Origin of the sequence: Saccharopolyspora sp. NFXS83 (assembly GCF_026241095.1) — a bacterium.
GTDB lineage: Bacteria > Actinomycetota > Actinomycetes > Mycobacteriales > Pseudonocardiaceae > Saccharopolyspora_C.
This window is the reverse complement of sequence record NZ_JAPFGB010000038.1, coordinates 25,565-51,697: the sequence shown is the minus strand read 5'-3', so window position 1 is coordinate 51,697 and position 26,133 is coordinate 25,565. Positions and strand designations below refer to the sequence as shown.

At 71.4% G+C, this 26,133-nt stretch carries 21 protein-coding genes; 11 read left to right on the top strand and 10 right to left on the bottom strand.

Features of this window, described 5'->3' with window-relative positions; all coding sequences use genetic code 11:
- Nucleotides 1-187 precede the first annotated feature (187 nt).
- From OOZ19_RS27840 to OOZ19_RS27825, 4 genes are all read left to right on the top strand, one after another.
- Entirely contained in the window at nucleotides 188-736 is a 549-nt protein-coding gene (locus tag OOZ19_RS27840) for a (2Fe-2S)-binding protein (protein WP_266093130.1), read from the top strand.
- Nucleotides 733-3,162 (top strand): xanthine dehydrogenase family protein molybdopterin-binding subunit, encoded by a 2,430-nt coding sequence (locus tag OOZ19_RS27835; RefSeq protein ID WP_266093129.1) that lies wholly within the window; start codon nucleotides 733-735, stop codon nucleotides 3,160-3,162. The genes OOZ19_RS27840 and OOZ19_RS27835 overlap by 4 nt, the downstream gene beginning before the upstream one ends.
- A complete protein-coding gene (locus OOZ19_RS27830) occupies nucleotides 3,159-4,013 on the top strand; it encodes an FAD binding domain-containing protein (protein WP_266093128.1) in 855 nt (284 codons plus the stop codon). Before OOZ19_RS27835 ends, OOZ19_RS27830 begins: the two co-directional genes overlap by 4 nt.
- Before the next feature lie 179 nt (nucleotides 4,014-4,192).
- Entirely contained in the window at nucleotides 4,193-5,119 is a 927-nt protein-coding gene (locus OOZ19_RS27825) for an SRPBCC family protein (RefSeq protein ID WP_266093127.1), read from the top strand.
- 18 nt (nucleotides 5,120-5,137) lie between these two features.
- Here the strand turns inward: OOZ19_RS27825 and OOZ19_RS27820 are convergent, their stop codons facing one another.
- The 4 genes from OOZ19_RS27820 to OOZ19_RS27805 all read right to left on the bottom strand — a co-directional run bounded on the left by OOZ19_RS27820 (nucleotide 5,138) and on the right by OOZ19_RS27805 (nucleotide 9,804).
- On the bottom strand, nucleotides 5,138-5,815 hold the full coding sequence (locus OOZ19_RS27820) for a GNAT family N-acetyltransferase (protein WP_266093126.1): 678 nt from the start codon (nucleotides 5,813-5,815) through the stop codon (nucleotides 5,138-5,140).
- A gap of 389 nt (nucleotides 5,816-6,204) precedes the next feature.
- A complete protein-coding gene (locus OOZ19_RS27815) occupies nucleotides 6,205-7,200 on the bottom strand; it encodes an o-succinylbenzoate synthase (RefSeq protein WP_266093125.1) in 996 nt (331 codons plus the stop codon).
- Nucleotides 7,201-7,387: 187 nt separating this feature from the next.
- Entirely contained in the window at nucleotides 7,388-7,981 is a 594-nt protein-coding gene (locus OOZ19_RS27810; protein WP_184483328.1) for a suppressor of fused domain protein, read from the bottom strand.
- Between the two features lie 161 nt (nucleotides 7,982-8,142).
- A complete protein-coding gene (locus tag OOZ19_RS27805; protein ID WP_266093124.1) occupies nucleotides 8,143-9,804 on the bottom strand; it encodes a DNA repair helicase XPB in 1,662 nt (553 codons plus the stop codon).
- A 234-nt stretch (nucleotides 9,805-10,038) separates the two neighbouring features.
- Here OOZ19_RS27805 and OOZ19_RS27800 point away from each other — a divergent pair, with 234 nt between their 5' ends.
- Entirely contained in the window at nucleotides 10,039-10,863 is an 825-nt protein-coding gene (locus tag OOZ19_RS27800; RefSeq protein WP_266093123.1) for an LppU/SCO3897 family protein, read from the top strand.
- A gap of 78 nt (nucleotides 10,864-10,941) precedes the next feature.
- Entirely contained in the window at nucleotides 10,942-12,531 is a 1,590-nt protein-coding gene (gene mdlC, locus OOZ19_RS27795) for a benzoylformate decarboxylase (RefSeq protein WP_266093122.1), read from the top strand.
- Between the two features lie 335 nt (nucleotides 12,532-12,866).
- Here the strand turns inward: mdlC (OOZ19_RS27795) and OOZ19_RS27790 are convergent, their stop codons facing one another.
- Together OOZ19_RS27790 and OOZ19_RS27785 are read right to left on the bottom strand one after the other, a co-directional pair.
- A complete protein-coding gene (locus tag OOZ19_RS27790) occupies nucleotides 12,867-13,880 on the bottom strand; it encodes an ABC transporter substrate-binding protein (RefSeq protein WP_266093121.1) in 1,014 nt (337 codons plus the stop codon).
- Between the two features lie 106 nt (nucleotides 13,881-13,986).
- Entirely contained in the window at nucleotides 13,987-15,042 is a 1,056-nt protein-coding gene (locus tag OOZ19_RS27785) for an ABC transporter substrate-binding protein (protein WP_266093120.1), read from the bottom strand.
- Between the two features lie 266 nt (nucleotides 15,043-15,308).
- Here OOZ19_RS27785 and mdlC (OOZ19_RS27780) point away from each other — a divergent pair, with 266 nt between their 5' ends.
- Nucleotides 15,309-16,904: a benzoylformate decarboxylase gene (mdlC, locus tag OOZ19_RS27780; protein ID WP_266093119.1), complete on the top strand. Its 1,596-nt coding sequence runs from the start codon at nucleotides 15,309-15,311 to the stop codon at nucleotides 16,902-16,904.
- A 270-nt stretch (nucleotides 16,905-17,174) separates the two neighbouring features.
- Here mdlC (OOZ19_RS27780) and OOZ19_RS27775 read toward each other — a convergent pair whose 3' ends face one another.
- The 3 genes from OOZ19_RS27775 to OOZ19_RS27765 are packed head-to-tail and all read right to left on the bottom strand — an operon-like array spanning nucleotide 17,175 to nucleotide 19,551.
- Nucleotides 17,175-17,981, bottom strand: a complete 807-nt coding sequence (locus OOZ19_RS27775) for an ABC transporter ATP-binding protein (RefSeq protein WP_416309513.1) — start codon at nucleotides 17,979-17,981, stop codon at nucleotides 17,175-17,177.
- 2 nt (nucleotides 17,982-17,983) lie between these two features.
- Nucleotides 17,984-18,787, bottom strand: a complete 804-nt coding sequence (locus OOZ19_RS27770; RefSeq protein WP_266093118.1) for an ABC transporter permease — start codon at nucleotides 18,785-18,787, stop codon at nucleotides 17,984-17,986.
- Nucleotides 18,784-19,551, bottom strand: a complete 768-nt coding sequence (locus OOZ19_RS27765) for an ABC transporter permease (RefSeq protein WP_266093117.1) — start codon at nucleotides 19,549-19,551, stop codon at nucleotides 18,784-18,786. Before OOZ19_RS27765 ends, OOZ19_RS27770 begins: the two co-directional genes overlap by 4 nt.
- Before the next feature lie 686 nt (nucleotides 19,552-20,237).
- Here OOZ19_RS27765 and OOZ19_RS27760 point away from each other — a divergent pair.
- The 4 genes from OOZ19_RS27760 to OOZ19_RS27745 are packed head-to-tail and all read left to right on the top strand — an operon-like array spanning nucleotide 20,238 to nucleotide 25,893.
- Nucleotides 20,238-23,924 carry a sensor histidine kinase gene (locus OOZ19_RS27760; RefSeq protein ID WP_266093116.1) on the top strand — a complete coding sequence of 1,229 codons (3,687 nt, stop codon included), beginning with the start codon at nucleotides 20,238-20,240 and terminating at the stop codon, nucleotides 23,922-23,924.
- A 20-nt stretch (nucleotides 23,925-23,944) separates the two neighbouring features.
- A complete protein-coding gene (locus OOZ19_RS27755) occupies nucleotides 23,945-24,352 on the top strand; it encodes a roadblock/LC7 domain-containing protein (protein WP_184485825.1) in 408 nt (135 codons plus the stop codon).
- A gap of 46 nt (nucleotides 24,353-24,398) precedes the next feature.
- On the top strand, nucleotides 24,399-25,280 hold the full coding sequence (locus OOZ19_RS27750) for a DUF742 domain-containing protein (RefSeq protein ID WP_266093115.1): 882 nt from the start codon (nucleotides 24,399-24,401) through the stop codon (nucleotides 25,278-25,280).
- Between the two features lie 13 nt (nucleotides 25,281-25,293).
- Entirely contained in the window at nucleotides 25,294-25,893 is a 600-nt protein-coding gene (locus tag OOZ19_RS27745; protein ID WP_266093114.1) for a GTP-binding protein, read from the top strand.
- Between the two features lie 40 nt (nucleotides 25,894-25,933).
- Here the strand turns inward: OOZ19_RS27745 and OOZ19_RS27740 are convergent, their stop codons facing one another.
- Nucleotides 25,934-26,131, bottom strand: a complete 198-nt coding sequence (locus OOZ19_RS27740) for a DUF397 domain-containing protein (RefSeq protein WP_266093113.1) — start codon at nucleotides 26,129-26,131, stop codon at nucleotides 25,934-25,936.
- Nucleotides 26,132-26,133: the final 2 nt, after the last annotated feature.

Below are 26,133 nucleotides of genomic sequence, written 5' to 3'. Positions count from 1 at the left end.
ACCCGGTGTGCGGCCGGGTCGTGATCTCAGCGGTCGGGGCGCGTGGGTTCACCCGGACATGCGGGCGGAGCCGGGTTGCCTGCGGCGAGGTGGCGTAGCAGGCTCGGGGACGTGACCCCCGTCACTCGAAGGAGGTCATCGTGTTCCTGAACGCCCGCGCTCCCGCGGCCCGTCCTCTGGAGGCCCGATGCCGCGCATCACCGTCAACGTCGACGGCACCGAATACACCGACGACGTCGAACCCCGCACCCTGCTCGTCCAGCACCTCCGCGAACGGCTCGGCAAGGTCGGCACCGTCGTCGGCTGCGACACCAGCAACTGCGGAGCCTGCACCGTCCACCTGGACGGGCACAGCGTCAAATCCTGTTCCGTGCTGGCGGTCCAAGCCGACGGCCACGACATCACCACGATCGAAGGGCTCGCCCGCGACGGCGAGCTGCACCCGATGCAGCAGGCGTTCCACGACAACCACGCGCTGCAGTGCGGGTTCTGCACCCCCGGCATGATCATGCAGTCGCTGGACCTGCTCGCCGAGACGCCGGACCCGGACGACCAGCAGGTCCGCGAGGGCCTCGAAGGCAACCTCTGCCGCTGCACCGGCTACCAGAACATCGTCCGGGCCGTTCGCGACGCCGCGCAGCGGATGCGGCCGGGAGCCGGACCACCGATGGAGCACACCGAGGACGCCCCGCGGCAGCGCACCGGCGAGCAGCAGGCGGAGGTGACGCGCCCATGACCGCCACCGCGGAGCCGGAACTCGGCCGCCCCCGCAAGCGCAAGGAGGACGCCCGGCTGATCACCGGTCGCACTCGCTGGACCGACAACATGGTGCTGCCGGGCATGCTGCACCTCGCCGTGCTGCGCAGCCCCGCCGCGCACGCCCGGATCGCCTCGATCGACACCGAACGCGCCCGCCGAATGCCCGGGGTCCGCGCGGTCCTCACCGGCCGGGACATCGCCGACGAGCAGGGCAGCCTGCCGTGCGCGTGGCCCATCACCGAGGACATGCTGGCCCCGCAGGCACCGTCGCTGGCGGTGGACGCGGTGCACTTCGCCGGTGAGGCCGTCGCCGTCGTCGCCGCCCGCAGCGACGCGGAGGCGCACGACGCGCTGGACGCGATCGACGTGGACTACGACGATCTGCCCGTCGTCCTCGACATCACCGCCGCCGCAGCCGCGGATTCCCCGCTGGTGCACGAAGAACTCGGCACGAACCGCAGTGCCACTTGGACCTTCGACTCCGCCGAGGCGGGCACCGGTGGCGACGTGGAACGCGCGCTCGCCGACGCGGAAGTGCGGGTGGACCGCACGTTCCGCCAGCAGCGGCTGATCCCCGCGTTCATGGAACCCCGCTCGGTCGTGGTGGACCCGACCGGCGAGCAGTTCACGATGTGGTCGGCCACCCAGGTGCCGCACATCCTGCGGCTGATGCTGGCGATGACGCTGGGCGTCCCGGAACACCAGGTCCGGGTCATCGCGCCCGACGTGGGCGGCGGGTTCGGCGGCAAGCTCCAGGTGACGCCGGAGGAGATCATCGCGTTCCTGCTGGCCCGCAGGCTCGGCGTGCCGGTGAAGTGGACGGAGACGCGCTCCGAGACGATGGTCGCCGCCCACCACGGCCGCGACCAGGTGCAGCGGCTGTCGCTGTCGGCCCGCCGGGACGGCACCGTCACCGGGCTGAAGGTGGAGCTGCTGGCCGACATGGGCGCGTACCTGCGGCTCGTCACGCCCGGCGTGCCGATCCTGGGCGCGTTCATGTTCAACGGGATCTACAAGTTCCCCGCCTACCGGTTCAGCTGCACGAACGTGTTCACCAACAAGACCCCCACCGACGCCTACCGCGGCGCGGGGCGCCCGGAAGCCACGTTCGGCATCGAGCGGATGATGGACGAGCTCGCCGCCGAGCTCGGCATGGATCCGATGGAGCTGCGCCGCAAGAACTGGATCGAGCGCGACGAGTTCCCGTTCGACACGGTCTCCGGGTTGACCTACGACTCGGGCGACTACGCGGCGGCGACGGACAAGGCGATGCAGCTGCTGGGCTACGACGAGCTGCGCGCGGAGCAGGCGGAACGCGCGCGGCGCGGCGCGACGGTGCGGCTGGGCATCGGGATCTCCACGTTCACCGAGATGTGCGGCCTCGCCCCGTCCCGCGTGCTCGGTTCGCTGTCCTACGGTGCCGGCGGCTGGGAGCACGCGGCGATCCGGGTGCTGCCCACCGGCAAGGTCGAGGTCGTCACCGGCGTCTCGCCGCACGGGCAAGGCCACGAGACGGCGTGGAGCCAGATCGTCGCCGACCGCCTGGGCATCCCGTTCGAGGACATCGCGGTGCTGCACGGCGACACGCAGAGCTCGCCGAAGGGCCTCGACACCTACGGTTCGCGGTCGCTGGCCGTCGGCGGCATGGCGGTGGTCGCCGCCGCCGACAAGGTGATCGACAAGGCCCGCAAGATCGCGGCCCACCTGATGGAGTGCGCCGAGGACGACGTCGAGTTCACCGAGGGCCGGTTCGGCGTGCGCGGCACCGACCGGGCCACGGCGCTGGGGGAGGTGGCGCTGGCCGCGTTCGCCGCGCACGACCTGCCGGACGGCGTCGAGCCCAGCTTGGACGCCGACGCGACCTTCGACCCGGAGAACTTCTCGTTCCCGCACGGCACCCACCTGTGCGCGGTCGAAGTGGACACCGAGACCGGACGGGTGCGGATCCGGAAGTACGCGTGCGTGGACGACGTGGGCGCGGTCGTGAACCCGCTCATCGTGGAGGGGCAGGTGCACGGCGGGCTCGCGCAGGGCATCGCGCAGGCGCTGTTCGAAGAAGCCGTCTACGACGAGGGCGGCACGCTCACCACGGCGACGCTGGCGGACTACCTGGTGCCGTCCGCGGTGGACCTGCCGGAGTACGTCACCGACCGCACCGAGACGCGGGCGACGTCGAACGCGCTGGGCGTGAAGGGCGTCGGAGAGGCGGGCACGATCGCCTCCACCCCGGCGGTGGTCAACGCGGTGGTGGACGCGCTGCGGCCGTTCGGCGTGACCGACGTGGAGATGCCCTGCTCGCCGCAGCGGGTGTGGCGGGCCGTCACCGGGGCGCGCGCTTCCGGTGCCACCGCGCCGGAATCCGGTGGCGGCATGGGTTCGATGACTCAGGGAGGGCCCCGATGATCCCCGCGGCATTCGACTACGTCGCACCGTCCACAGTGGAAGAGGCGGTGCTGGCGCTGCAGCAGGCCGGTGACGAGGCCAAGGTGCTCGGCGGCGGGCAGAGCCTGCTGCCGGTGCTGCGGATGCGGCTCGCCGACCCGCAGCTCGTCGTCGACCTGGGGCGGATCCCGGAGCTGCGCGGCGTCCGCGCGGACGGCGACCGCATCGCCATCGGCGCCATGACCACCCACCACGAGATCACCCGCGATCCGCTGGTCCACGAGCACCTGCCGCTGCTCGAACTGGCCACCCGCACCGTCGCCGACCCGCAGGTGCGGCATCGCGGCACGTTCGGCGGGGCGCTCGCGCACGCGGACCCGGCCGGGGACCTGCCCGCGCCCGCGCTGGTGCTGGACGCCGAGATGGTGCTCGCCGGCCCCGGCGGGCGTCGTGCGGTGCCCGCCGCCGAGTTCTTCGTGGACTTCTTCACCACCGCCCTCGAACCGGACGAACTGCTGGTGGAGGTGCGGGTGCCGAAGTGGACGGGCTGGTCGGCGCACTACGAGAAGTTCAACCGGGTCGCCCAGGCCTGGTCGATGGTCGGCGTGGCCGCCGCAGTCCGCGTCGACGGCGGCACCATCGCAGAGGCGCGCGTCGGGCTCACCAACATGGCCGCCACCCCGATCCGCGCTTCCGGCGTGGAACGGGCGCTGGTGGGAGCCCCGGCCACCGCGGACGCGATCAGGCAGGCCGCCCGGCACGCCGCCGAAGGCACCAGCCCCACCGCCGACGCGAGCGCCGACGTGGACTACCGGGAGCACCTCGCCGAAGTGCTCACCGGGCGCGCGGTGTCCGCCGCCGCCGGGGTGTAGGAATGGACGGGTCGGTGCGTCGTGCGGCGCACCGGCCTCCCTGGTGCACGGCGGCGTGCGCGGGGAGACTGGCGCGGGTGGTCGCCGGTCGGGGCCACGTCGCCGTGCGCATCCGGCGCGCACGCCCGCGGAGCTTCGCCCCGCACACCGTGCGGCGATCTACCTGGAGGACTTGTCCCGTGCAGATGCAGCACCACTTCACCGTTCCGGTCCCGGTCGACGTGGCGTGGCCGGCGATCATCGACCCCGAGCGGGTCGCCCCGTGCATGCCCGGCGCCACCCTCAGCAGCGCCGAGGGCAACGACTTCGCCGGTTCGGTGAAGGTGAAGCTGGGCCCGATCTCCTTGCTGTACAAGGGGACCGGCTCGTTCAAGGAGGTCGACGAGGCGGGGCGCCGGGTCGTCATCGACGCCAGCGGCAAGGACTCCCGCGGCAACGGCACCGCGGCGGCCACCGTCACCGTGACGCTCACCGCGGACGGGGACGGCACCTCGGCGCAGGTCGACACGGATCTGAAGGTGACGGGGAAACCGGCTCAGCTCGGGCGCGGCCTGATGTCCGAGGTCGGCGGCAAGATCTTGAACCAGTTCGCGGGCAACCTGGCCCGGAGCCTCACCGGCGACGACACCGGCGCCGCCTCCGGCACGACCGGGCCGGGTGAGGCGGCGAAGTCGGGCACGACCGGCGAGGCGGGGCGACCCGGCGACGCCGCGAAGTCGGGTGAGGCCGCGAAGGCCGGCGAGGCGGCGGGTGAGGCGAAGTCCGCCGCCGGGCAGTCGACGAACGGCGAGCACCCGGCCGAGGCGTCCGCCGCGGCGAAGGCCGCGCGGGTCGGCCGCACCCCCGCGTGGCGGGTCACCTCGCCCGCGTCGGAGCGGGCCGGATCCGCCGATGCGGTGGCCTCCTCCACCACCGCCGCCCAGCGCCCCGCCGAGCGAGCCGACTCGGTGATCACCGGTGGCACGGTGCCGAACGACGAGGCCATCGACCTGCTGGGCGCCGCGGGCACCCCGGTGCTCAAGCGCGCACTGCCCGTCGCCGCGGCCGTGCTCGTCGTGGGCCTCCTGCTGCGCCGCCTCCGCCGCCGTCGCCACGGCAGGGCGTGAGGGGACGTCGGCCCGGAGTCACTTGCGGGGTTCGCGGGTGCCCGCGCTGACGACGCCCGCGCGGTTCGCCCAGCCCAGCGCCGAGTAGAGGTGGCGGCCCTGCCTGCTGGCGGTGAGCAGGCCCGTTTCGGCGCCGAAGCGGATCGCCTCGCGCACGAGCGAGCTCATCACCGCGCCGCCGAGGCCGCGCCGCCGGTGCGTGCGGTAGGTGGCGATGTTGTGCGCCACGGCCACCCCGTCCAGCACCACCATGATGCCGTGGGCGGCGGGGCGGTCGTGCTCGTCGACGACCCGGATGTCGAGGATCGGCCCGTCCCGGTCGAGCGACACCGCGTACGGATCGGTGACCGGGAGGTCCGGGTGATCGCGCAGGTCGATCGTCATGAAGTGCTCCTGCTCGGCGGCGAGCCGGAGCCCTTCCTCACCCAGCACCTCCGCCACCTCCTGCGGCGCGGTCGTCGGCACCGCCAGCCAGTCCGGGTGGGGTGAACCGGCGACCTGCGCGGCGAGCGCGCGCAGCGCCTCGGGGTCCCCGTCGGCGTCGAGCACGAGGCTCTCCAGGTGGCGGCCCGGTTTGCCGGACAGCACGTGCAGCGCCCCGTCCGCCTCGTCCGCCGGAGCCAGCCCGCACGCCACGCCCCAGCCGCGCTGCCAGCAGCGGACCAGGTGGGGCAGGGACTGCGCGGAGCCGGTCATCCCCCCACCCAACCACCCCGCCCACCCCAGGACGGAAGGGGAGTGAACGGACCGTTCGTCCAACGGGATCGGGCAGGCGGTCCGTTCACTCCACCCGAGCCCACCACCGCAGCACCGACGCGGGAACGAGTGAGCGGACCGTTCGTCCAAGGGGATTGGGCAAGCGGTCCGTTCACTCGACGAGTTCGCCGCCGCGGTGCGTGGTTTCGCCGGTGGGGACGGGGTGAGCGGACTGTTCGTCCAACGGGTTTGGGCAGAGGGTCCGTTCACCCGGGCCAGTTGCCGCGTGGGGTGGAGGGGGCTCAGCGGGACGGGGTGAGCGGACCGTTCGTCCAAGGGGATTGGGCAAGCGGTCCGTTCACTCCGATCCGGAGCCGGGTGAGGATGGGTCAGCGGGTGGTGAGGAGGGTGTGCACGCGGACCAGGCGGTCGAGCCAGCGGCGTTGATCATCGGCGCCGGGGGTGGCGGCGGCGACCCGCGCCGGGTCCGGCAGCGGAGCGCGCCGCAGCACCGGCAGCACGCCTGCCCGTGGCACCAGCGAGTCGCTGACCACGTCCCCGTCCAGCAGCGACATGGTCCCCAGCCCGCACGCGAACGGCAGCTCCGGCAGCGCCCCGGCCAGCGCGAGCTGCGCGGCGAGCCCCACGCTGGTCTCCACGGCGGAGGACACCACGCACGGCAGCCCGCACGCCTCCGCGACCCGCAGCGCGCGCCGCACCCCGCCCAGCGGGGCCGCCTTGAGCACGGCGACGTCGGCGGCCTCGGCGACCGCGACCTTCAGCGGGTCCTCGGCGCGGCGGATGGATTCGTCGGCGGCGATGCGCACCTGCACCTTGCGGCGGACCGCGGCGAGGTCCTCGATCGTCGGGCTCGGCTGCTCCACGTATTCGAGGCCGCCCGCGGCCCGGTCCAGCTCCGCGATGCGGGCGACGGCGGTGTCCACGTCCCACGCGGCGTTCGCGTCCACCCGGATCGCCCCGGACGGTCCCAGCGCGTCCCGGACCGCGGCGACCCGTTCGACGTCGTCGGCGGCGGCCTGGGAGCGTTCGGCGACCTTGACCTTCGCCGTGGTGCAGCCGGAGGCGGCGACGATCGCGTGCGCCTTCGCGGCGTCCACGGCGGGCACCGTGCAGTTCACCGGCACCTGGTCGCGCACCGGTTCCGGCCAGTCACCGGCGCAGGCTTCCAGGGCGGCGGCCAGCCAGGGCACGGACGCGGCGTCGTCGTAGTCCTCGAACGGGCAGAACTCGCCCCACCCGGCGGGGCCGCCGAGCAGCACGCCCTGCCTGCGGGTGATGCCGCGGAACCGGGTGCGCATCGGCAGGCCGTACACGCGGACCGCGTCGAGCTCGGCCAAGCTGATCGTCGACCCGTTCGCGGTCATGTCTGGTCCTTCCGGCTCGGCCGTCACCACGGCGTTCCTCCCGCACTCGGGTACCGCGTCATCGTCTCGCCCGTGCGGCCTTCCCGCGGACCCGAGCGGACGCGGGAAGGTGCGTGCCATCGTGGGCCGCGCGACGCGAAGCGCCGCCCCCCCCGCGGGAGGCCGGTGCGATCGGATCCGCGCAGCGTCAGGCGACGCTGGGGCGGCCCAGGTCGAACACGTCGACCTCGAAGCGGGCCCACTGCTGGCGCAGCGCGGTCACCCCGTTGTCGAGGATGTAGTTCAACTCGCCCAGGGTCACCGGCAGCAGGGTGTAGACCTGCAGCTGCTCGGTGCCGTCCGGGTCGGTGAACCGGGTGAACTCCGGCGGGAAGAGCGGATGGCCGCTGGCCAGGACGCCGTAGAACTCGGTGTCCGGCAGCAGCGGGTTCTCGTTCGGCACGATCTGGTCCGGCACGAGGTGCGTGCCGCTCTGCACCAGCAGTTCGGACGTCACGTCCACCAGGTGCCGGGCCGCTTCCGCCTGCTCCTTGTAGACGGTGCACGCCAGCTCCTGCGCCGGGTCCGCGCCCAGCGGCTGGAACCGCAGACCCGAGCTGATCACGGTGCTCAGGTGGTACTGCTCCAGGTGGAAGAACACCAGCCCGTAGCCGCGGTTCTCGCCGCGCACGTTGGGCGGCTCCGCGGCCGTGGGGGTGCCCGCGTGACGTTCGAGGTTCTCCGCCAGCCCGATGAACCGGTGCGCACCACCCATCGCGGTGTTGTGCTTCTCGGTGGTCATCCGATCTCCAGTGCTGCGTGTGCTGTCGCAACGGTAACCGGTGCCGTCTGAGGCACGGGTGGTTTCACCGACGACCACGAAAATACGACCTCGCTCCTGCGTCGTGGCGGCGGGTGCCGCAACCGAATTCGGGTCCCGCGACACGCGGGCGCGGGCGCGGCTCAGCCGACATCGGGCAGGGCCGGTCCGAGCAGGTCGTCGGCGTCCACGATGCGGTAGGCGTAGCCCTGCTCGGCGAGGAACCGCTGCCGGTGCGCCGCGTAGTCGGTGTCCAGTGTGTCGCGGGAGACGACCGAGTAGAAGTGCGCCTGCTTGCGCTCGGCCTTCGGCCGCAGCAACCGGCCCAGCCGCTGCGCCTCCTCCTGACGGGACCCGAAGGTGCCGGAGACCTGCACCGCCACCGACGCCTCCGGGAGGTCGATGGAGAAGTTCGCCACCTTCGACACGACGAGCCTGCTGATCTCGCCGTTGCGGAAGGCGTCGAACAGCTTCTCGCGCTCCTTGTTCTTCGTCGAGCCCTCGATGATCGGGGCGTCGAGCGCCTCGCCGAGCTCGTGCAGCTGCTCCAGGTAGGCGCCGATGACCAGCGCGGGCTCACCGGGGTGCTGGTCGAGGATGGCGCGCACGACCGGGGCCTTGGTGCGCGCGGTGGAGCAGACCTTGTAGCGCTCCTCGGCTTCGGAGGTCGCGTACTGGAGGCGTTCGTTCTCGGTGAGCGTGACCCGGACCTCGACGCAGTCGGCGGGAGCGATCCAGCCCTGGGACTCGATGTCCTTCCACGGCGCGTCGAAGCGCTTCGGGCCGATCAGCGAGAACACGTCGCCTTCGCGGCCGTCCTCGCGGACCAGGGTGGCGGTGAGGCCGAGGCGGCGGCGGGACTGCAGGTCAGCGGTCATCCGGAACACCGGGGCGGGCAGCAGGTGCACTTCGTCGTAGACGACGAGGCCCCAGTCGCGGGAGTCGAACAGCTCCAGGTGCTTGTACTCGCCCTTCGACTTGCGGGTGATCACCTGGTAGGTGGCGATGGTGACCGGGCGGATCTCCTTCTTCTCGCCGGAGTACTCGCCGATCTCCTCTTCGGTGAGCGAGGTGCGTTCGATCAGCTCCCGCTTCCACTGCCTGCCCGCGACGGTGTTGGTGACGAGGATCAGCGTGGTCGCGCCCGCTTCGGCCATCGCGGCGGCGCCGACGAGGGTCTTGCCCGCGCCGCAGGGCAGCACGACCACGCCGGAGCCGCCCGCCCAGAACGACTGCACCGCTTGGCGCTGGTAGTCGCGCAGGCTCCAGCCGTCCTCGGCGAGTTCGATGGGGTGCGCTTCGCCGTCGACGTAGCCCGCGAGGTCCTCGGCGGGCCAGCCGATCTTGAGCAGCAGCTGCTTGAGCCTGCCGCGCTCGCTGGGGTGCACCGCCACGGTGTCGTCGTCGATGCGGGTGCCGAGCATCGGGATGATCTTCTTGTTGCGCAGGATCTCTTCGAGCACCGCTCGGTCCAGCGAGATCAGCACCAGCCCGTGCGCCGGGTCCTGGGCGAGCTGCAACCGGCCGAACCGGCCCATCGTCTCGACGATGTCCACCAGCAGCGGCTGCGGCACGGGGTAGCGGGAGTACCGGACGAGGCCGTCTACGACCTGCTCGGCGTCGTGCCCCGCGGCGCGCGCGTTCCACAGCGCCAGCGGGGTGATCCGGTAGGTGTGCACGTGTTCGGGGGCGCGTTCCAGCTCGGCGAACGGCGCGATGGAGCTGCGGGCCTCGTCGGCCTGGGCGTGGTCGACTTCGAGCAGCAGGGTCTTGTCGGACTGGACGATGAGCGGTCCGTCGGTCACGGGTGCGGCTCCTCGGGCTGGACGACTCTTTGCGCAGGTGATCGGCGTGCGGAACAACGGCCGGACCGTCCTCCAGTATTCCACTGGTCGCGTTCGGGCCCACCGTGCTCCCGCTGAGTGGCCACCCGGTGGCGGAACGGGGTGGTTCTGGAAACGATTCGCGGGTTTCCGGGATGGCCGAGATGGCGGTCGGCTAGGTTTCCCGCTCGGCTCGTAGATCATTTAGGAGATGCCGTGAGCGTTCCGCCGCAAGGTCCGTACCCACCGGGGCATCCCCAGCAGTCGCCGGGGCAGCCGCAGCAGTGGGGGGCGCCGGCGGGCTTTCCGGGAGCGCAGTCGCTGGGGGCGTTCGCGCCGGGCACGCCGCAGCAACCGGGCCTCGGCCAGCAGGGATATCAGCGGGTGGCCTCCGGGCAGCTCGGAGCGCAGCCGGGGCAGCAGGTCCCGAGCTATCCACAAGTGGACTACGACCAGCAGGGTTATCCACAGGGTTATCCACAGGCGAACCCGTCTGGTCCACAACCGCCTGCTCAGCCGCCGAAGAAGAAGAGCGGCGTGCTCGGCGGCGTGCTCGGCTGCGCCGGGTTCCTCCTCATCGGCATCCTGCTCACCGTCGGCCGGTCCTTCGCGGGCATGGGCGGCGGCACCCCGGAAGTCGGCGAGTGCGTGGCCATCACCAACGACTCCCAGGACGATCTCGCGTTCGAGACCACCGGTTGCGGAACCTCGGACTCCGACCACCGGGTCGTCCAGGCGAAGCAGAACTACGAGAGCTGCGACGGCGACTACTCCGAGATCACCCAGGGCGCCACCAGCCTGTGCCTGATCCCGGACGTGACCACCGGCGACTGCCAGAAGGTCCCGGGCGCGAACAGCGCGGGCATCTCGATCCCGATGGGCATCGACACCAAAGTCCCGTGCGGCGATCCGCACGCTAACGTCGAGATCGTCATGGTGGCCGACAGCACCGCGGGCGAATCGGTCTGCCCGGCCGACGCCGAGAACTACGCCGTGTTCGACGACCCGCCCAAGACCTTCTGCTTCGAGCTGCTCCGGTGACTTTGCGCGGCCCGCGCTGTGGACCTGCGCATCCGGGGTGTGCTGGGGTGATCCGGGAGTCGATTCGGGAGGTCGGGAATGGGTGAGCGGACGGTCCGGGACGTCACGCGGGAACTGCTGCGCGGGCTGGGGCTGACCACCGTGTTCGGCAACCCCGGCACCACCGAGGTCCCCTTCCTCACCGACTGGCCGGACGACTTCCGCTACGTGCTGGGCCTGCAGGAGTCCGTGGTGGTCGCGATGGCCGACGGGTACGCGCAGGCGCGGCGGTCCCCGGTGCTGGTGAACCTGCACTCGGCGGGCGGGGTCGGGCACGCGCTGGGCGCAGTGTTCACCGCCTACCGCAACCGCACCCCGATGATCGTCACCGCCGGGCAGCAGACCCGGACGCTGGTGTTCGACGAGCCGTTCCTCGGCGCGACGGACGCGGCAACCTTCCCCCGGCCGTACGTGAAGTTCAGCTACGAACCGGCGAGCGCGGCCGACGTGCCCGCCGCGATCGCCCGCGCGCACCAGGTGGCGATGACCCCGCCGCAGGGCCCGGTGTTCGTCTCCATCCCGGCCGACGACTGGGACCAGCCGGGCTCCGGCGTCCCGCCGCGCCCGGTCACCCCCGGTGCCGCGCCGGATCCGGACGCGGTCGCGGCGCTGGCCGCCGCGCTGGACCGCAGCGAGCGCCCGGCGTTCGTGGTCGGACCGGCCGTCGACCACGACGGGGTGGTGCCGGAGCTGGTGGCGCTGGCCGAGCGCACCCGGGCCGCGGTGTGGGCGGCACCGCTGTCGGCGCGCTGCTCGTTCCCCGAGGACCACCCGCGTTTCGCCGGATTCCTGCAGCCGGAACGGCGCCTGCTGGCCGCCGAGCTCGCGGCCCACGACCTCGTCGTGGTGTGGGGAGCGCCCGCGTTCACCTACCACGTCTACCGAGGTGAGGCGGAGGTCGAACTGCCGGAGATGTTCCTCGTGCACGACGATCCCGACGTGCTCGCCCGCGCCCGGCGGGGCAGGGGAGTGCTGGGCACCGTGGCGCACGCGGTCCGCGGCGTCGCCGAACTCGTCGGACCCGGCGCGCCGGGAGAGCGTTCCGAACCGGTGCGGGCGGCCGGGCCACCGCGCCCGGAGGCGAGCACCCCGCTGAGCGCCGCCTACGTGCTCGCCGAGCTCCGCGCGGCGTGGCCCGCCGACGCGGTGGTGGTCGAGGAAGCACCGAGCCACCGCAACGACCTGCACGACCACTTCCCGATCACCTCGCGGGACGGCGGCTTCTTCGCCTGCGCCTCCGGCGCGCTGGGCTACGGCATCGGCGCCGCGGTCGGGACGGCGATCGGGGGACCGTCGCGGCCGGTGCTGGCGCTGCTCGGCGACGGCTCCAGCATGTACGGCATCCAGGCCGTGTGGTCGGCGGTGCGCGAGCAGGCCCCGGTCACGTTCGCGATCCTGGACAACGCGCGCTACGCGGCGGTCGCCGTGCTCGGCGAGGCGGGCGGCGGCCGGAAGCTGCCCGGCGTCGAACTGGGCGGCACGGACTTCGCCGCCCTCGCCCGCAGCCTCGGCTGCCCCGCCACCACGATCGGCACCCCGGCGGAACTCACCGAGGCCCTCGCCGCACCCACCCAGGGCCCGCACCTGCTGCACATCCGAGTGGGAGCAGAGCAACGCCACCTCTACTGACCGGCCCTGTTGAGCTCTTCGTGCTCGGCGGTGCGGGTGGCGGAACCTCAGCGGCCTTCTCGTTGCGGGATCGATTTCTCAACTAGCTCCGCGGAGGTACGTCTGCTGACGTGCCTCCCAGCGGCGCCGCGACCAGCACTTCCGGTGTTCTCGTCCGGTCAGCGGCGAAGCCGCTGAGCAGTGACCACCGGAGCAACCGGCACCGCCGCGGGGTCCCGGTCGTCGTCTCGCGGCAGACCGCGATCGTGCGGCGGACCGCTCGTGAAATCGACCCCGCAGCGAGAGGACGGGTGCGGTTCCGCTACCTGCCCCTGCGCGAACGCGAATCGGCGGTTTCACGGCCCGGCCGCGATCATCGTCGTCGCGTCGAGCGGTCGGTCGATGAAGGTGAAGCGGTGCATCAGGTCCGCGACGCGCTGCATCTGGGTGCCGTCGGGCACCGCGCGGTAGGTGACCAGCTCCGTCTCGGCCGCGACCTCCGGGGAGATCCGGGCGATGTCGGGCAGCAACGGCTCCACCGCGCGGCGGTCCCTGGCCTCCAGCGTGGCGCGGCTGAGGCCGCGCTGGAACGCGGCGACCGTGCGGGGGTTGTCCTGCACGAAGCGCGAAGTGGCGCCGTACCCGGACAGCGGCAGGCCCTCGGCGGACCCGACGGCCGTGTCGAACGCGATGCGCGCGCTGCCCTCGCGGGTGGCGATGGTGATGAAGGGTTCCGTGACCAGCGCCGCGTCGAGCCGCCGCTGCGCGAGGGCCGCGGGCATGTTCGGGAACGAGATCGGCGCCAGCTCCACGCGGTCGGTGGGCACGCCCGCGTCGTGCAGCGCGGATTCGACCAGCAGGTCGGACACGGTGCCGATGGCGCTGACGCCGACGACCCGGCCAACCAGGTCGGCTGGGCCGCGGACACGTGAGTCGGGCGGAACCATCACCACGGCGGTGCCGGGCGCGGCGGCCCCGGCGTCGGCGACGATGCGCAGATCGGCCGCACCTCGGGACTGCGCGGTCAGCAGCGGCACGTAGCTGCTCAGGGCCACGTCGTACTCGCCGCTGATCAGGGAGGTGAGCGCGGCGCTGCCGTCGGTGGCCTTGATGATCTCGACCTGGAGTTCTTCGTGCTGGAAGTAGCCGCGCCGCACGGCCAGCGCCAGCGGCGCGTACTCGGTGGTCGGCAGCGTGCCCACCCGGATGGTGGCCTGTTCCACCTGGGCGTTGCCGCTGCTGCTCCGCGCGCCGCCGAGCAGGCCGCAACCGGTGGTGGTGAGCAGCGCGGCGGAACCCGCCGCGGCGAGCAGTCCGCGCCGGGACAGCGACTTGGCCGGTAACCGTCGAGGGGAGCGAGCAGCGGACATGGCCGGGGCCTCCTCGTCCGGGGCGGAGCACGGGGGGCGACAGCAGTTCGCCGGCGACCCGCCCCGGTCGCCGGCGATCCGGCTTCAGCTGCCTAGCGGTGCGCGATCACGCGCCACCGGTCGGATTCTGCTCCAACGGAGGCGGTTGGACCAGCATCGCGGAGACATCGATCTTCTTGTCGATCTGGCCGAAGCGCTGCATCAGGTCGGCGACCCGCTGCAGCCGGGAGGCGTCCATCGAGGTCGGGATCTTGCCGAGCTCCACGATCGGCGCGAGCTCCGGGGTGATCTTGGCGAACTGCGGGAGCAGCGGGGTGACCTCGGCCCGGTTCTGCCCGGTCACCTGCGCCCGCTGCACGGCGCGCTGGAAGGCCTGCAGCGTCTGCGGGTTCTCCTGGGCGAACTTCGCCGTGGTCATGGCGCCGGCCACCGGGAAGTCCGCGGTGCCGCCGGAGAAGGCATCCATGATCGAGACGGCGCCGGCGTTCTTGGCCGCCTGGGTGATGAACGGTTCGGTCATCACCGCGGCGTCGATCTGGCCGTTCTGCAGCGCGGGCAGCATGTCGGGGAAGCCGAAGCGCACGAACTGGTCGTCGGAGACGTTGATGCCCCGGTCTTGCAGCGCGGCCTTGGTGCCGATGTCGGTGATGGCACCGGGAGCGCTGTAGGCGATCTTGGCGCCGGCCAGGTCCTCCGGCTTCTTGATCTTGGATCCGGGCAGCACCATGATGTTCATGGTGTTCGGAACCGAGATCATCATCTCGCTGATGATCTTGAGGTCGGCCGCACCGGTGGCCTGCGCCTTGATCGGCGCCGTGTAGCTGCCGAGGCTCACGTCGTTCTGACCGGAGATCAGCGAGGTCAGCGCAGCCGGGCCGTCGGAGACCGGCTGCACCTTGACGGTGAGGCCCTCGTCCTCGAAGTAGCCCTTGGCCTGCGCCACCGCGATCGGAGCCTGGGACAGCGCGGGCAGCGAACCCACCACGACCGTGTCCTTCTCCAGCTTGCCACCACTGCTGTTGCCGCTCGCCCCGTCGGAGCCGCTGAGCAGGCCGCAGCCGCTCAGCGTGAAGGTCGTGATGCCGATCGTGGCAATGGACAGCAGCGCGCGGGTTGCGCGGCGCCTTCCGCGAGACGCGGATCCGGTCGGTCTGCTCGGCATGCGGGGGTGCCTCCTCGGGCGAGCGGTGCGTAAAGGGAGACGAAGGTGCCGAGCGGGGTGGCGCGCCGGAAGCCCACGTCTGGCCTGCTTAACAGGCTGCAATAGGATTGGAATCGCACTTACCCGAGCGTGTCAAGGTGATCTAGTTCCCCGTGACCAACTGTAATTGCATTGGGGCTCGGTGTAGCACGATGTCGGTCGGCGACGCTTTTTTCTCGCATTGAGGGAAATATGTGAATGTGCGGCCGCTGCTGAGGAGAATGCTGATGGAGGCTTCAGGTATGCCGACCGTGCGCGACATCACGCGCGGCCTTATGCGCGATCTCGGGTTGACGACCGTCTTCGGCAACCCCGGCACGACCGAAGTGCCCTTCTTGGACCAGTGGCCGGACGACTTCCGCTACGTGCTCGGGCTGCAGGAGTCCGTCGTGACCTCGATGGCCGACGGGTACGCCCAGCAGACGGGCAACGCGGTGCTGGTCAACCTGCACTCCGCCGGCGGGGTCGGGCACGCGCTCGGGGCGGTGTTCGGCGCCTACCGCAACCGCACGCCGATGATCGTGCTGGCCGGGCAGCAGGACCGCAGGCTGCTGCCGCACGACCCGTTCCTCGGCGCGACCGAGGCCGCCCAGTTCCCGAAGCCGTACGTGAAGTGGTCGCTCGAGCCGGCCCGCGCCGCCGACGTTCCGCTGGCGCTGATCAGGGCTTACCAACTGGCGATGCAGGGTCCGCGCGGCCCGGTGTTCCTGTCCGTCCCGGCCGACGACTGGGACCGGCCGGGTGAGCCCGTCACGGCCCCGCACCCCGTCGCCGCGCCCGCCGCGGACCCGGCGGTGATCACCGAGCTCGCCACCGCGCTGCGCGACTGCGAGCGCCCCGCCTTCGTCGTGGGGCCCGCCGTGATCGAGGCGGGCGCCGTCGCGGACCTGGTGGAACTGGCTGAGCGCACCGGCGCCGCGGTGTGGATCTCGCCGATGGTCTCGCGGTCCTCGTTCCCGGAGACCCACCCGCAGTTCGCCGGGTTCCTGCAGCCCGCGGAGCCGGCGGTGGCCGCCGCGCTGCACGACCACGACCTGGTCGCGGTGTTCGGGGCGCCCGCCTTCACCTACCACGTCTACCGCGGCGAACCGGAGCACCGCAGGCCGCAGGGCTACGTGATCAGCGACGACCCGGAGATCCTGGCCCGCACCCAGCACCTGCGGGGCGTGCACGCGGGGCTCGCCCCGGCGCTGCGGCAGCTGCTGGGCGAGGTCGTGCCCTCCGAGAGGCTCGCCGCGCAGCCCTGGGAGCGCCCGGAACTGCCGCCGCTGACCAGCCCGCCGCAGGCCGATCACGTGATCAGCCTGGTGCACGAGCTGCTGCCCGCGGACGCGGTGGTGGTCACCGAAGCGCCGACGCACAAGCAGACGATCCAGCGGCACCTGCCGTTCCACTCGCCCGACCAGGACTTCCACGCCGGGGCCAGCGGTTCGCTGGGCTACGGGATCTCCGCGCTGGTCGGTTCGGCGCTGGCCGCCCCGTCCCGTCCGGTGCTGGGCATCATCGGTGACGGCGCCAGCATGTACGGCATCCAGGCGCTGTGGACGGCGGCCAAGGAGCACGCGTCGCTGACGATGTTGGTGCTGGACAACGAGGAGTACGCGGCGGTCCGGGTGCTCGGTGAGGTCGGCTCCGACGGCAAGATGCCCGGTGTCGCGCTCGGCGGCATCGACTTCGTCGCGGTCGCGCGCGGGCTGGGCTGCTCTGCGCGCCGGGTGGAGGACCTGGCGGAGCTGGACCGGGAGCTGCGCGCGGCGCTGGCCGAACCGGGGCCGACCGTGCTGCACGTCCCGGTCGCGCCCAGCGGCCGTAAACTGTACTGATCGCATTCCCGCATTCAGGGGAATCCCCCGCGAACAATCCTGACTCTGGGCGCTGGCGGCAATTCTGGGATTTTCCCCATTCTTTTCATGATTCGCCCGGAGTCCGTATTCGGAGAGTGATCGCTACTTCCTGGTAGCTCCCGGATTCAGGGCCGTGAATGGCGTCCGGGACCGGAATTCACCGGACTCGGCGATCACGTTCCGAAGCGATGCGCCCGCCGCGCGCCGAGCGGGCGCGCGTCGGGTGTCGCGTCATCCGGTGGGCCGGGATCACTCCGCGGTGGTGCCGCCGGAGACCGCCGCGGGCGGATCGGTGGTCGCCGCGGGCGAGTGCAGCAGCCGCGCCACGTGGCTGCGCAGCCGCACGAACTCCGCCGAAGCGCGGGTGCCGATCTGGTCCCGCTGCGAGCCCAGCGGCACGTCGAGCTCCGCCACCACCGTCGCGGGCGACTTGGACAGCACCAGCACCCGGTCGCCCAGGTAGATGCTCTCGTCGATGTCGTGGGTGACCAGCAGGATCGTGCTGCCGTACTCCCGGCGCACCGACAGCAGCAGGTCTTCCAGTTCGAACCGGGTCTGCGCGTCGACGGACGCGAACGGCTCGTCCATCAGCAGCAGCGCCGGCCGGGTGGCCAGCGCGCGGGCGATGGCGACGCGCTGCTGCATGCCGCCGGAGAGCTGCCAGGGGTACTTCTTCGCCGCGTCCGAGAGCCCGACCCAGGCCAGCGCCTCCTCGGCGCGCTCCCGGCGGTTCACCGAGCGGGTGCGCAGCGGGAACTCCACGTTCCCGCGCACCGTCATCCAGGGGAACAGCGAGCGGCTGTAGTCCTGGAACACCACGGAGAGGTCCTCGGGCACGCCGTCGATCTCGGTGCCGCGCAGCGCGATGCTGCCCGAGGTGGGGCGCTGCAGGCCGCCGATGATGCGCAGCAGTGTCGACTTGCCGCAGCCGGACGGGCCGACGATGCAGGTGAGCTCGCCGGTGCGCACCGCGAAGCCCAGCTCTTCGATGGCGACGTGCCGCTGCTTCCCGGGGTAGGTGTGCCCGAGCCCGGTCACTTCCAGCATGGTGCTCACGGTCATCCTTTCGCTTGAGCGGGCTGGTCGGAGACTTGCTGCCAGCTCAGCGCGCGCCGCTGCACCGCGAGCAGGCCGGTGTTGAGCAGGTAGCCCAGCAGCGCCAGCAGCACGATCCCGGCCCACAGGTCGGGGAACTCGAACTGCTGCTGCGCGTAGATCAGCTGGAAGCCGAGGCCGGTGCTGGCACCGACCATCTCGGACACCACCATCAGGATCAGCGCCTGCGAGAGGCTGACCCGCAGTCCCGCGAAGATCTTGGGCGCCGCCGCGGGCAGCACGATCCGCGTCCACCAGTCCCAGCGCCCGATGCGGAACGCCGCGGCGGTGTGCTGCTTGACGGCGTCCACGGAGGCCGCGCCGTCGGCGGTGTTGAGCACGACGGTGAACACGGTGCCGAAGATGATCGTCGCCAGCTGCATGGGCGTGCCCAGGCTGAACAGCACGAGGAACAGCGGCACCAGCGCCGGTGTCGGCAGCGAGCGGCAGAAGTCCAGCAGCGGCCCGACGTACTCGGTGGCCTTGCGGGAGCGGCCGAGCGCGATGCCGACGACCACGCCGATCACGCCGGAGATCAGCCAGCCGCCGAACAGCCTGCCCAGGCTGGGCAGCACGTCGCGGAAGACGGCGTCGGTCAGCCACAGCTGCGAGGCGGGCCCGGTCAGCCAGATCTCCCAGGCGTGCGCCACGATCCGCGTCGGCGGCAGGAAGTAGACGTTGCCCGCGGCGCGGGTGGCGAGCTCCCAGAGCACCACCGCGATCAGCAGCAGACCCCACTTGCCCAGGAAGTTCCGGAGTAGCGTCACAGTTCCTCCCGGCTCTCGGTCCAGCCGAACAGTCGGCGTTGCGCCTGCTGCAGCCCGGAGTTGATCAGGTATCCGATGGCGCCGACGATGACGGTGCCCGCGAGCACCAGGTCCATCTGCCCGCCGCCGCTGCTCGCTTCGAGGATGAAGGTGCCCACGCCGCGGGCACCGCCCGCGATGAGCTCCACGACGACCACGACGACCAGCGCGATCGAGGCCGAGATGCGGATGCCGGTGGCGATGAACGGTGCCGCGTGCGGCAGCGCCACGGTGAACATGGTGCGCACCTTGCCGAAGCCGAAGGACCGCGCGATGTCGGTGTAGAGCGGGTCCATCTCGTCCAGCGCGTACATGGTGTTGAACAGGATCGGCCACAGCGCGGCGTAGGTGGCCAGCACGATCTTGGTCTCGGGGCCGGAACCGAGCAGCAGCATCAGCAGCGGCAGCAGCGCCACCGCGGGCAGCGGGCGCAGGAACTCCACCACGGTCAGGCCCGCGACCCGGGCGGGGCGGACGCTGCCCAGCAGCAGGCCCAGCGGGATCGCGATCAGCGCGGCGAGCCCGAGCGCGATGAGGAAGGTCAGGATGGTCGCGATGGTGTCCAGCGCGAACTCCGCGTCGGTGCCGAGCAGTTCGACGATGCGCGGTCCCACCGTCGAAGGCGGTGGGATGAAGCGGGCGTCGAGGACGCCGATCGCGCAGCAGAGTTCCCACAGCACCAGCAGGCCGGCCAGTCCGGCCAGGCCGCGAGCGAGTCGGGCCACCGGTCAGCTCCTTTCCGGCGGTGCGCAAGGATCGCGGCGGGGGCGGGTGTCGCTGCCGGTGGCGGTGCGCATCCTGACTGTCTCTCCTCGCTGAACGCGTGGACGTCCCGGTTCGCGGGCGGGCGCGCCGAGCGCGTCCGCAACCCGGTCGGCAGGTGGGGGTGCCACGTGCTGCGAACGGCCCACGGCGACACGATCGCAGCTGGTCGAACGAATGATGATCACCCAGGCGACGGTGTCGATGAGCTCGGCTCTAAGGTGCTCTCAGTGCTTGTAGTACGACGGTCGTCATCGACCGGGACTCGCGGCGCCGCAGAGCCGGTCGTGAGCCTAGGTGATAGCCCGAACGGGTGGTAGGTCGGGCGTTTCGGATATTCGGGAACGCGCGACGGACACGGTGAGTGATGGGCTAGGTCAAGACTGGCGATGCTCCTCTTTGGAGTGAAGGCAGCGCCCGGGTACGTTACCTTCCGTGTCCTTACCCACTTCCCCGTCGGCGGTCGTCGCAAGTACCCTGTGCTGCGCTGGAACGCTGGGCGTCCCGGTACCGTCACAACGGGTGCCGGTCCGCCTTCCGTGGCGAGATTCGGCCTGCTGAGCTGCAGGTTCGATCCTGAGCGCGGTGCAAGTGTAGATTTTTCGTGAGCGGTGCGAGCCTCCGCTGCTGTCGGAAGAGGAAGCCTGGAGTGGCCCGAGGAGACACAGGTCGCGAGCGCCTGAGCCGCACGGAGCAGGCGGACGCCGGTATCCACCACATGGGCGAGGCGCTCGGCACCGAAGGTCAGTTGCTCGGCACCGATAGTCAAAGTGCTTCGCTGGACCTGGGTTCCGCGCATCCGCGGTCCGGTCATGACGGTGGTCTCGGCGACTGGCGACTGAGTAACTGGCGACTGCGCACCAAGCTGTTAGCGGTCCTGCTCATCCCACTGATCAGTGCGGTCGTCTTCGGCGGCCTGCACATCTACGACGGGTTCAGGGAAGCCCGTCTGCTCGAACGGACGCACCAGCAGGTGCACCTGGAGAAGGCCGCTGACGACCTGACCCACGCCTTGCAGCGCGAACGCGACCTCGCGGTCGCCTACGTCGCGGCCGGCCGGTCCGGCAACCGGGCTCCGATGGAGGAGGCCCGCGGCAGCGTCGACACCGAGCTCGGCGAGTTCCAAGGCCTGATCGGGCAGAACGCCTCCGACGTCGCCGCCCCCTACCGCATCGCGGCGAGCAACCTGGACGGCCGGCTCAAGAGCCTGCGCGACTCGGTCGACACGACCCAGTACCCGCCGGAAGGCGTGCTGCGCACCTACAGCCAGAGCATCAGCGCGCTGCTCGACCTCGGTCAGCAGAGCGTCAGCAACATCGGTGACTCCAACCTGCTGCGGCTGACGCTGGCGACCAACGCCGTCGCGGACGCGCAGGAGGCGGCCTCGGTCCGGGCCGCGCTGCTCAACGACGCGATCCGGGCGGGCCAGTTCCGCACCGACCAGAACCGCCAGCTGCTCGCCGCCGAGGCGCAGATGCAGACCGCGATCAGCGACTTCAACGCCGTCGCCACCGAGCAGCAGCAACAGCTCTACCGGGACACCGTCACCGGTGCCGACGTCGACCGCGCGAACAGCATGTCGCAGACCGCGCTGGCCTTCGACAGCGCCGACCAGTCGCTGAGCGGCCTGAACCCGCAGGAGTGGGACGCGGTCGCGAACAGCAGCGTAAACCTGATCGACAAGGTCGGCGGCACCCTGCACGAGCGCCTGGAGGAAGCGGCCAACGACGCGGCCTCCGGTGCGCAGCAGCGCACCATCGCGATCAGCGTCGCCACGCTGCTGGCCTTGGTCGTGGCGCTCGCGGTCGCCCTGATCGTCGCGCGGTCCCTGCTCGGTTCGCTGCGCACGCTGCGCCGTTCGGCGCTGGACGTGGCCGACCGCGGGCTGCCGGAGGCGGTGCGTTCGATCCTGACCGACTCCGGTCCGGGCTCGGGTTCGCTCACGCACATCGAGCCGATCCCGGTCTACAGCCGGGAGGAGATCGGCAAGGTCGCCCGCTCGTTCGACGCGGTGCACTCGCAGGCGCTGCGCCTGGCCTCCGAGCAGGCGTTGCTGCGGAACAACGTCAACGACCTGTTCGTGAACCTGGCCCGCCGCAGTCAGACCCTGGTGCAGCGGCAGCTGTCCCTGATCGACCGGCTGGAGCAGGACGAGCAGGACCCGGACCAGCTCTCCAGCCTGTTCGAGCTGGACCACCTGGCGACCCGCATGCGCCGGAACAACGAGAACCTCCTGATTCTCGGTGGCACCGACCTGACGCGGCGGATGATGCAGCCGGTCCCGCTGACCGAGGTCGTGGGCGCCGCCGTGTCCGAGGTGGAGCAGTACACCCGCGTTTCGGTCGCCGACTCCCCGGAACTGGGCATCCAGGGCCGCGTGGTCAACGACTTCGTGCACCTGGTGGCGGAGCTGCTGGAGAACGCCACGGTGTTCTCCAACCCGGACACCGAGGTCACCGTCCGCACCGCCTACCGCAGGCAGGAACTGGTGCTGGAGATCCGGGACCGCGGCGTGGGCATCGACGCCGCCGAGCTCGGCGAGATCAACGAGCGCCTCACCCGGCCCCCGGAGATCGACGTCGCGGTGTCCCGCCGGATGGGCCTGTACGTGGTCGGGCAGCTGGCCCGCCGCCACGACATCCGGGTGGACCTGCGCAACAACGGCGACCTCGAAGGCGGCGTGACCGCCAGCGTGCGGCTCTCCGGCGAGTTCGTCGTGCAGCTGACCCCGGACGGTCCGCGCCCGATGCCCGACGTGCAGCGGGTCTCCGCGGACGACCGGGACGCGACCGACACCGGCACCCACCTGGGGCTGGCCGCCGCGTTCGGCGGGGCCGCCTCCAACGGGCGCCCGACGGACTCGTCGTCGCAGCTGCCACCGGTGGAGCCGATGCCGGAGCTCTCCGGCGCCGACCCGGAGCCCTCCCGCACCACGCAGGTGCCGGTGAGCAGCAACGGGCACGGCGGCATCGAGAAGACGCACATCTCCCCGGTGTGGATCACCGAGGAGGACGAGCCGGAGTCCGCGCTCGAACCGCAGGACGAGCAGGAGAGTCCCGAACCGGCGGCGGCACGTCAGCCGGAGGTCGAGCAGCAGGACGTCCAGTGGCAGGACGGGGCCGACGACGAGCCGGCGGGTGACGAGCCCGGCGACTACTCGTTCCGCGTCGCGTCGGGCGACTCGTTCGGCGTGAGCGACGTGCCGCGCTGGCACACCGCCGAGCAGGCCGCCGTCCGGCCGGACGCCGAGCCGCCCACCGCCGTGAATCGCCCGGCCGCGGAGCAGAGCTCCGAGGTCTGGCCGGACGAGGAGTCCCGCGCCGACGCGGACTTCGACGGCCAGTGCGGAGCCCCACCAGGATTGGACGCGCCGCAGTTGGGTGAGGACGTGACGACCACGCTGGGCCGTGTCCAGGGTGAACCGCAGGACTTGTTCCACAGCCCGTACGAGGCTGAGAAGACGCAGCAGATCACGCGTCCGCCGAACGGCTTCGACTGGGACGCCGGCCTGCCGGCGGAGGCGGAGTCCCGTGACGCCGCGCCGACGGCGGAGGCGGCATCGACCCCGCCGCCGCTGGGCTACGCGCACCAGACCCGCCGCGAGGGCGACGACGCTCCGACGGAGCGGCTGCCGATCTACGAAGCGGTGCTCTCGCAGTGGTTCCGCGAGGGCAGCGACGAGCCGACGCCGGAGGCGACCGCGCCCAGCGCGGGGTCCCTCAGCCTCGACTCGTCCGGGGCGGGATCTCGGTCCGCCGAGTCCTCCACCGGCGCCCAGACGGATTCCGCCGCCCAGACGGACACCGGCGCGAAGGCGGACACCGGTGCGAGCACCGGCCGCCGGGCTCGTCGCGAGGCGATGGAGCAGAACGATCCCGAGCCGATCACCGGCTCGGATGCGCTCGACGCGACCAGCGGGTTCAGCGCCGTCGGCGGGGAGAACCCCGCGGCCGGTGGTGCGGACACGTCGACGCCGGGCCGTTCGGACAGCGGCGGGCACATCCTTGCCACGCCGCCCGATCCGGGCTGGGGTTCGGCGGATGTGGGCTGGCAGGCCGCCGAAGCATTGGTGGCGCAAACCCGCCAAACCCAGGAGACCACCGCGGCGGGGCTGCCCAAGCGGGTTCCGAAGTCGAACCTGGTACCGGGCTCCGCAGCACCGCGAACGCAGTCTCCGATGCCGACGAAACCTGCCGCACCGCGTTCGGCCGATGCCGTTCGTGGACGGATGTCCAACTTCCAGAGCGGCGTCCGGCGTGGTAGGCACGCAAAGGCAGAACCAGTCTCGACCGAACCGCCCCGCTCGACCCCGAGCCGTCCCGAGGAGCAGGAGTGACCGGGTCCGTCCAGCAACCCATGAGCCAGAACAGCTTCAGTTGGCTGATCACCGATTTCGTGCGCCGGGTTCCCGGCGTCGCGCACTCCGTCGTGGTCTCCGCGGACGGCCTCCTGCTGGCAGGTTCGCAGGGCCTGCCGCGGGATCGCGCCGAGCAGCTGTCCGCGGTCGCCTCCGGGCTCGTCAGCCTCACGCAGGGCGCAGCGCGCTGCTTCGAGGCGGGCGACGTCACGCAGACCGTCGTGGAGATGGAGCAGGGCTACCTGTTCCTGATGTCCATCAGCGACGGGTCCTGCCTGGCGGTGTTGGCGGCTCCGAACGCCGACATCGGCCTGGTGGCCTACGAGATGACCCTGCTCGTGGAGCGGGTCGGCAAGCAGCTCACGCCCGAACTGCGCGCGCAGTTGCAGGGCATGGTTCGGCGATGATTCTCGCCGTGCCGTTCGAATCGGCGACGTGTGAGGGGGATTCGTCATGAACTCCGGTCCCGATCCGAACTGGGACGGCGACCTGTTCCGGATGTACAACCGCAGTGGCGGAGCCGACTCCTGGCAGGACGACTTCGTCGACGATCCGCGCGGTGGGCAACCGGAATCGTGGCCCGGTTCGTCGGGCGGTTCCGACTACAGCCGCGCGCTGTTCGGCGGCCCCGGAGCGGACCTGTTCGGTTCCGGGATGTCGTCGTCCTCGATGCCGTCGGTGTCGTCGGGTTCCGTGCCGGGACCGTCGAACCCTGCTCCGCAGGACCAGGGTTCGCCGCTGGACCTGCCCTACGGCCACAGCTCGCCCGGTACGGGCGCGCACGGCCGGCAGTCGTCCGGCTGGGATTCTCGGGGCTGGGATTCGCAGGCGGGGAGCGGTTCCCGCGGGCAGGGCCGCCACGACAGCGGCCCGCCGTCGGGTTCCATGCCGTCCCTGTCGCAGTCCTTGCCGCCCGTGTCGCAGTCGCTGCCGTCGATCTCGGGATCGATGCCCGCGATCCCCGGTGGTCCGGCGGATCACGGGGAAATGCAGGACACGGGCTCGTTGGTGCGACCCTATGCCCGAACGAGGGGCCGCACGCGGACCGATTATGATCTTGCTATCGAGACGCTGGTCTCCACCAGCGAGCGTGGCCGGGGGCAAAGCAACCCGGCGACGCCGGAGCACCGCTCCATTTGCGGGCTCTGCGTGGAGGCCCGGTCGGTCGCCGAGGTCGCGGCCCACTTGCGGCTGCCTCTGGGTGTGGTGCGGGTGTTGATCGGTGACATGGCCGGACTCGGCTTGGTCCTCATCCACGAGAACGGAATGGTCGTGGGAGACGGACCGTCGATGGAATTCTTGGAGAGGGTGCTCAGTGGCCTCCGGAAGCTCTGATCCCCGGGCGATCATGCAAAATCAAAGCAGCGGCAAGACCTCGACCAAGATCGTCGTCGCCGGCGGTTTCGGGGTCGGCAAGACGACCTTCGTCGGCTCGGTCTCCGAGATCATGCCGCTGACCACCGAGGCGGTGATGACCGAGGCGAGCGTGGGGGTCGACGACCTGAGCGCGACGCCCGGCAAGGTCACCACCACGGTCGCGATGGACTTCGGCCGGGTTTCGCTCGATTCCGACCTGATCCTGTACCTGTTCGGCACGCCCGGGCAGCACCGGTTCTGGTTCATGTGGGACGACCTGGTGAAGGGCGCGATCGGCGCCATCGTGCTGGTCGACACCCGCCGTCTGGCGGACGCGTTCGCGTCGATCGACTTCTTCGACGACCGGCAGCTGCCGTACGTCGTCGCGGTGAACACGTTCGACGGCATGTTGCACCACAACATGGAGGACGTGCGCGAGGCGCTGACGATCGACAAGTCGGTGCCGATGATCTCCTGCGACGCCCGCAACCGGGAATCCACCAAGACGGCGCTGATCACGCTGGTCGAGCACGCGATGCGCCAGCGCCTGTCGATGCCTGCTTCGTCCTCGAAGTCCCAGGCCAAGAGCTGACAGCCGGAACGCGGTCCACGGGGCGACCGCGTTCCTCGGCTCAGCCGTCCAGCGCGCCGCTCTTGAGCGCGTTGAGGAACACCGCCCACTGCGCGGAATTCGCGGTCAGGTGCCCGGCCTCGGGAGCTTTGCTGTCCCGAATCGCCGTGGTGGAGCCGGAGAGAGCGACCTCGACGCAGTTGTCGGCGCCTTGCGATCTCGTTGCCTTGCGCCAAGTCCTGCTGTTGAGGTCAGCCATGG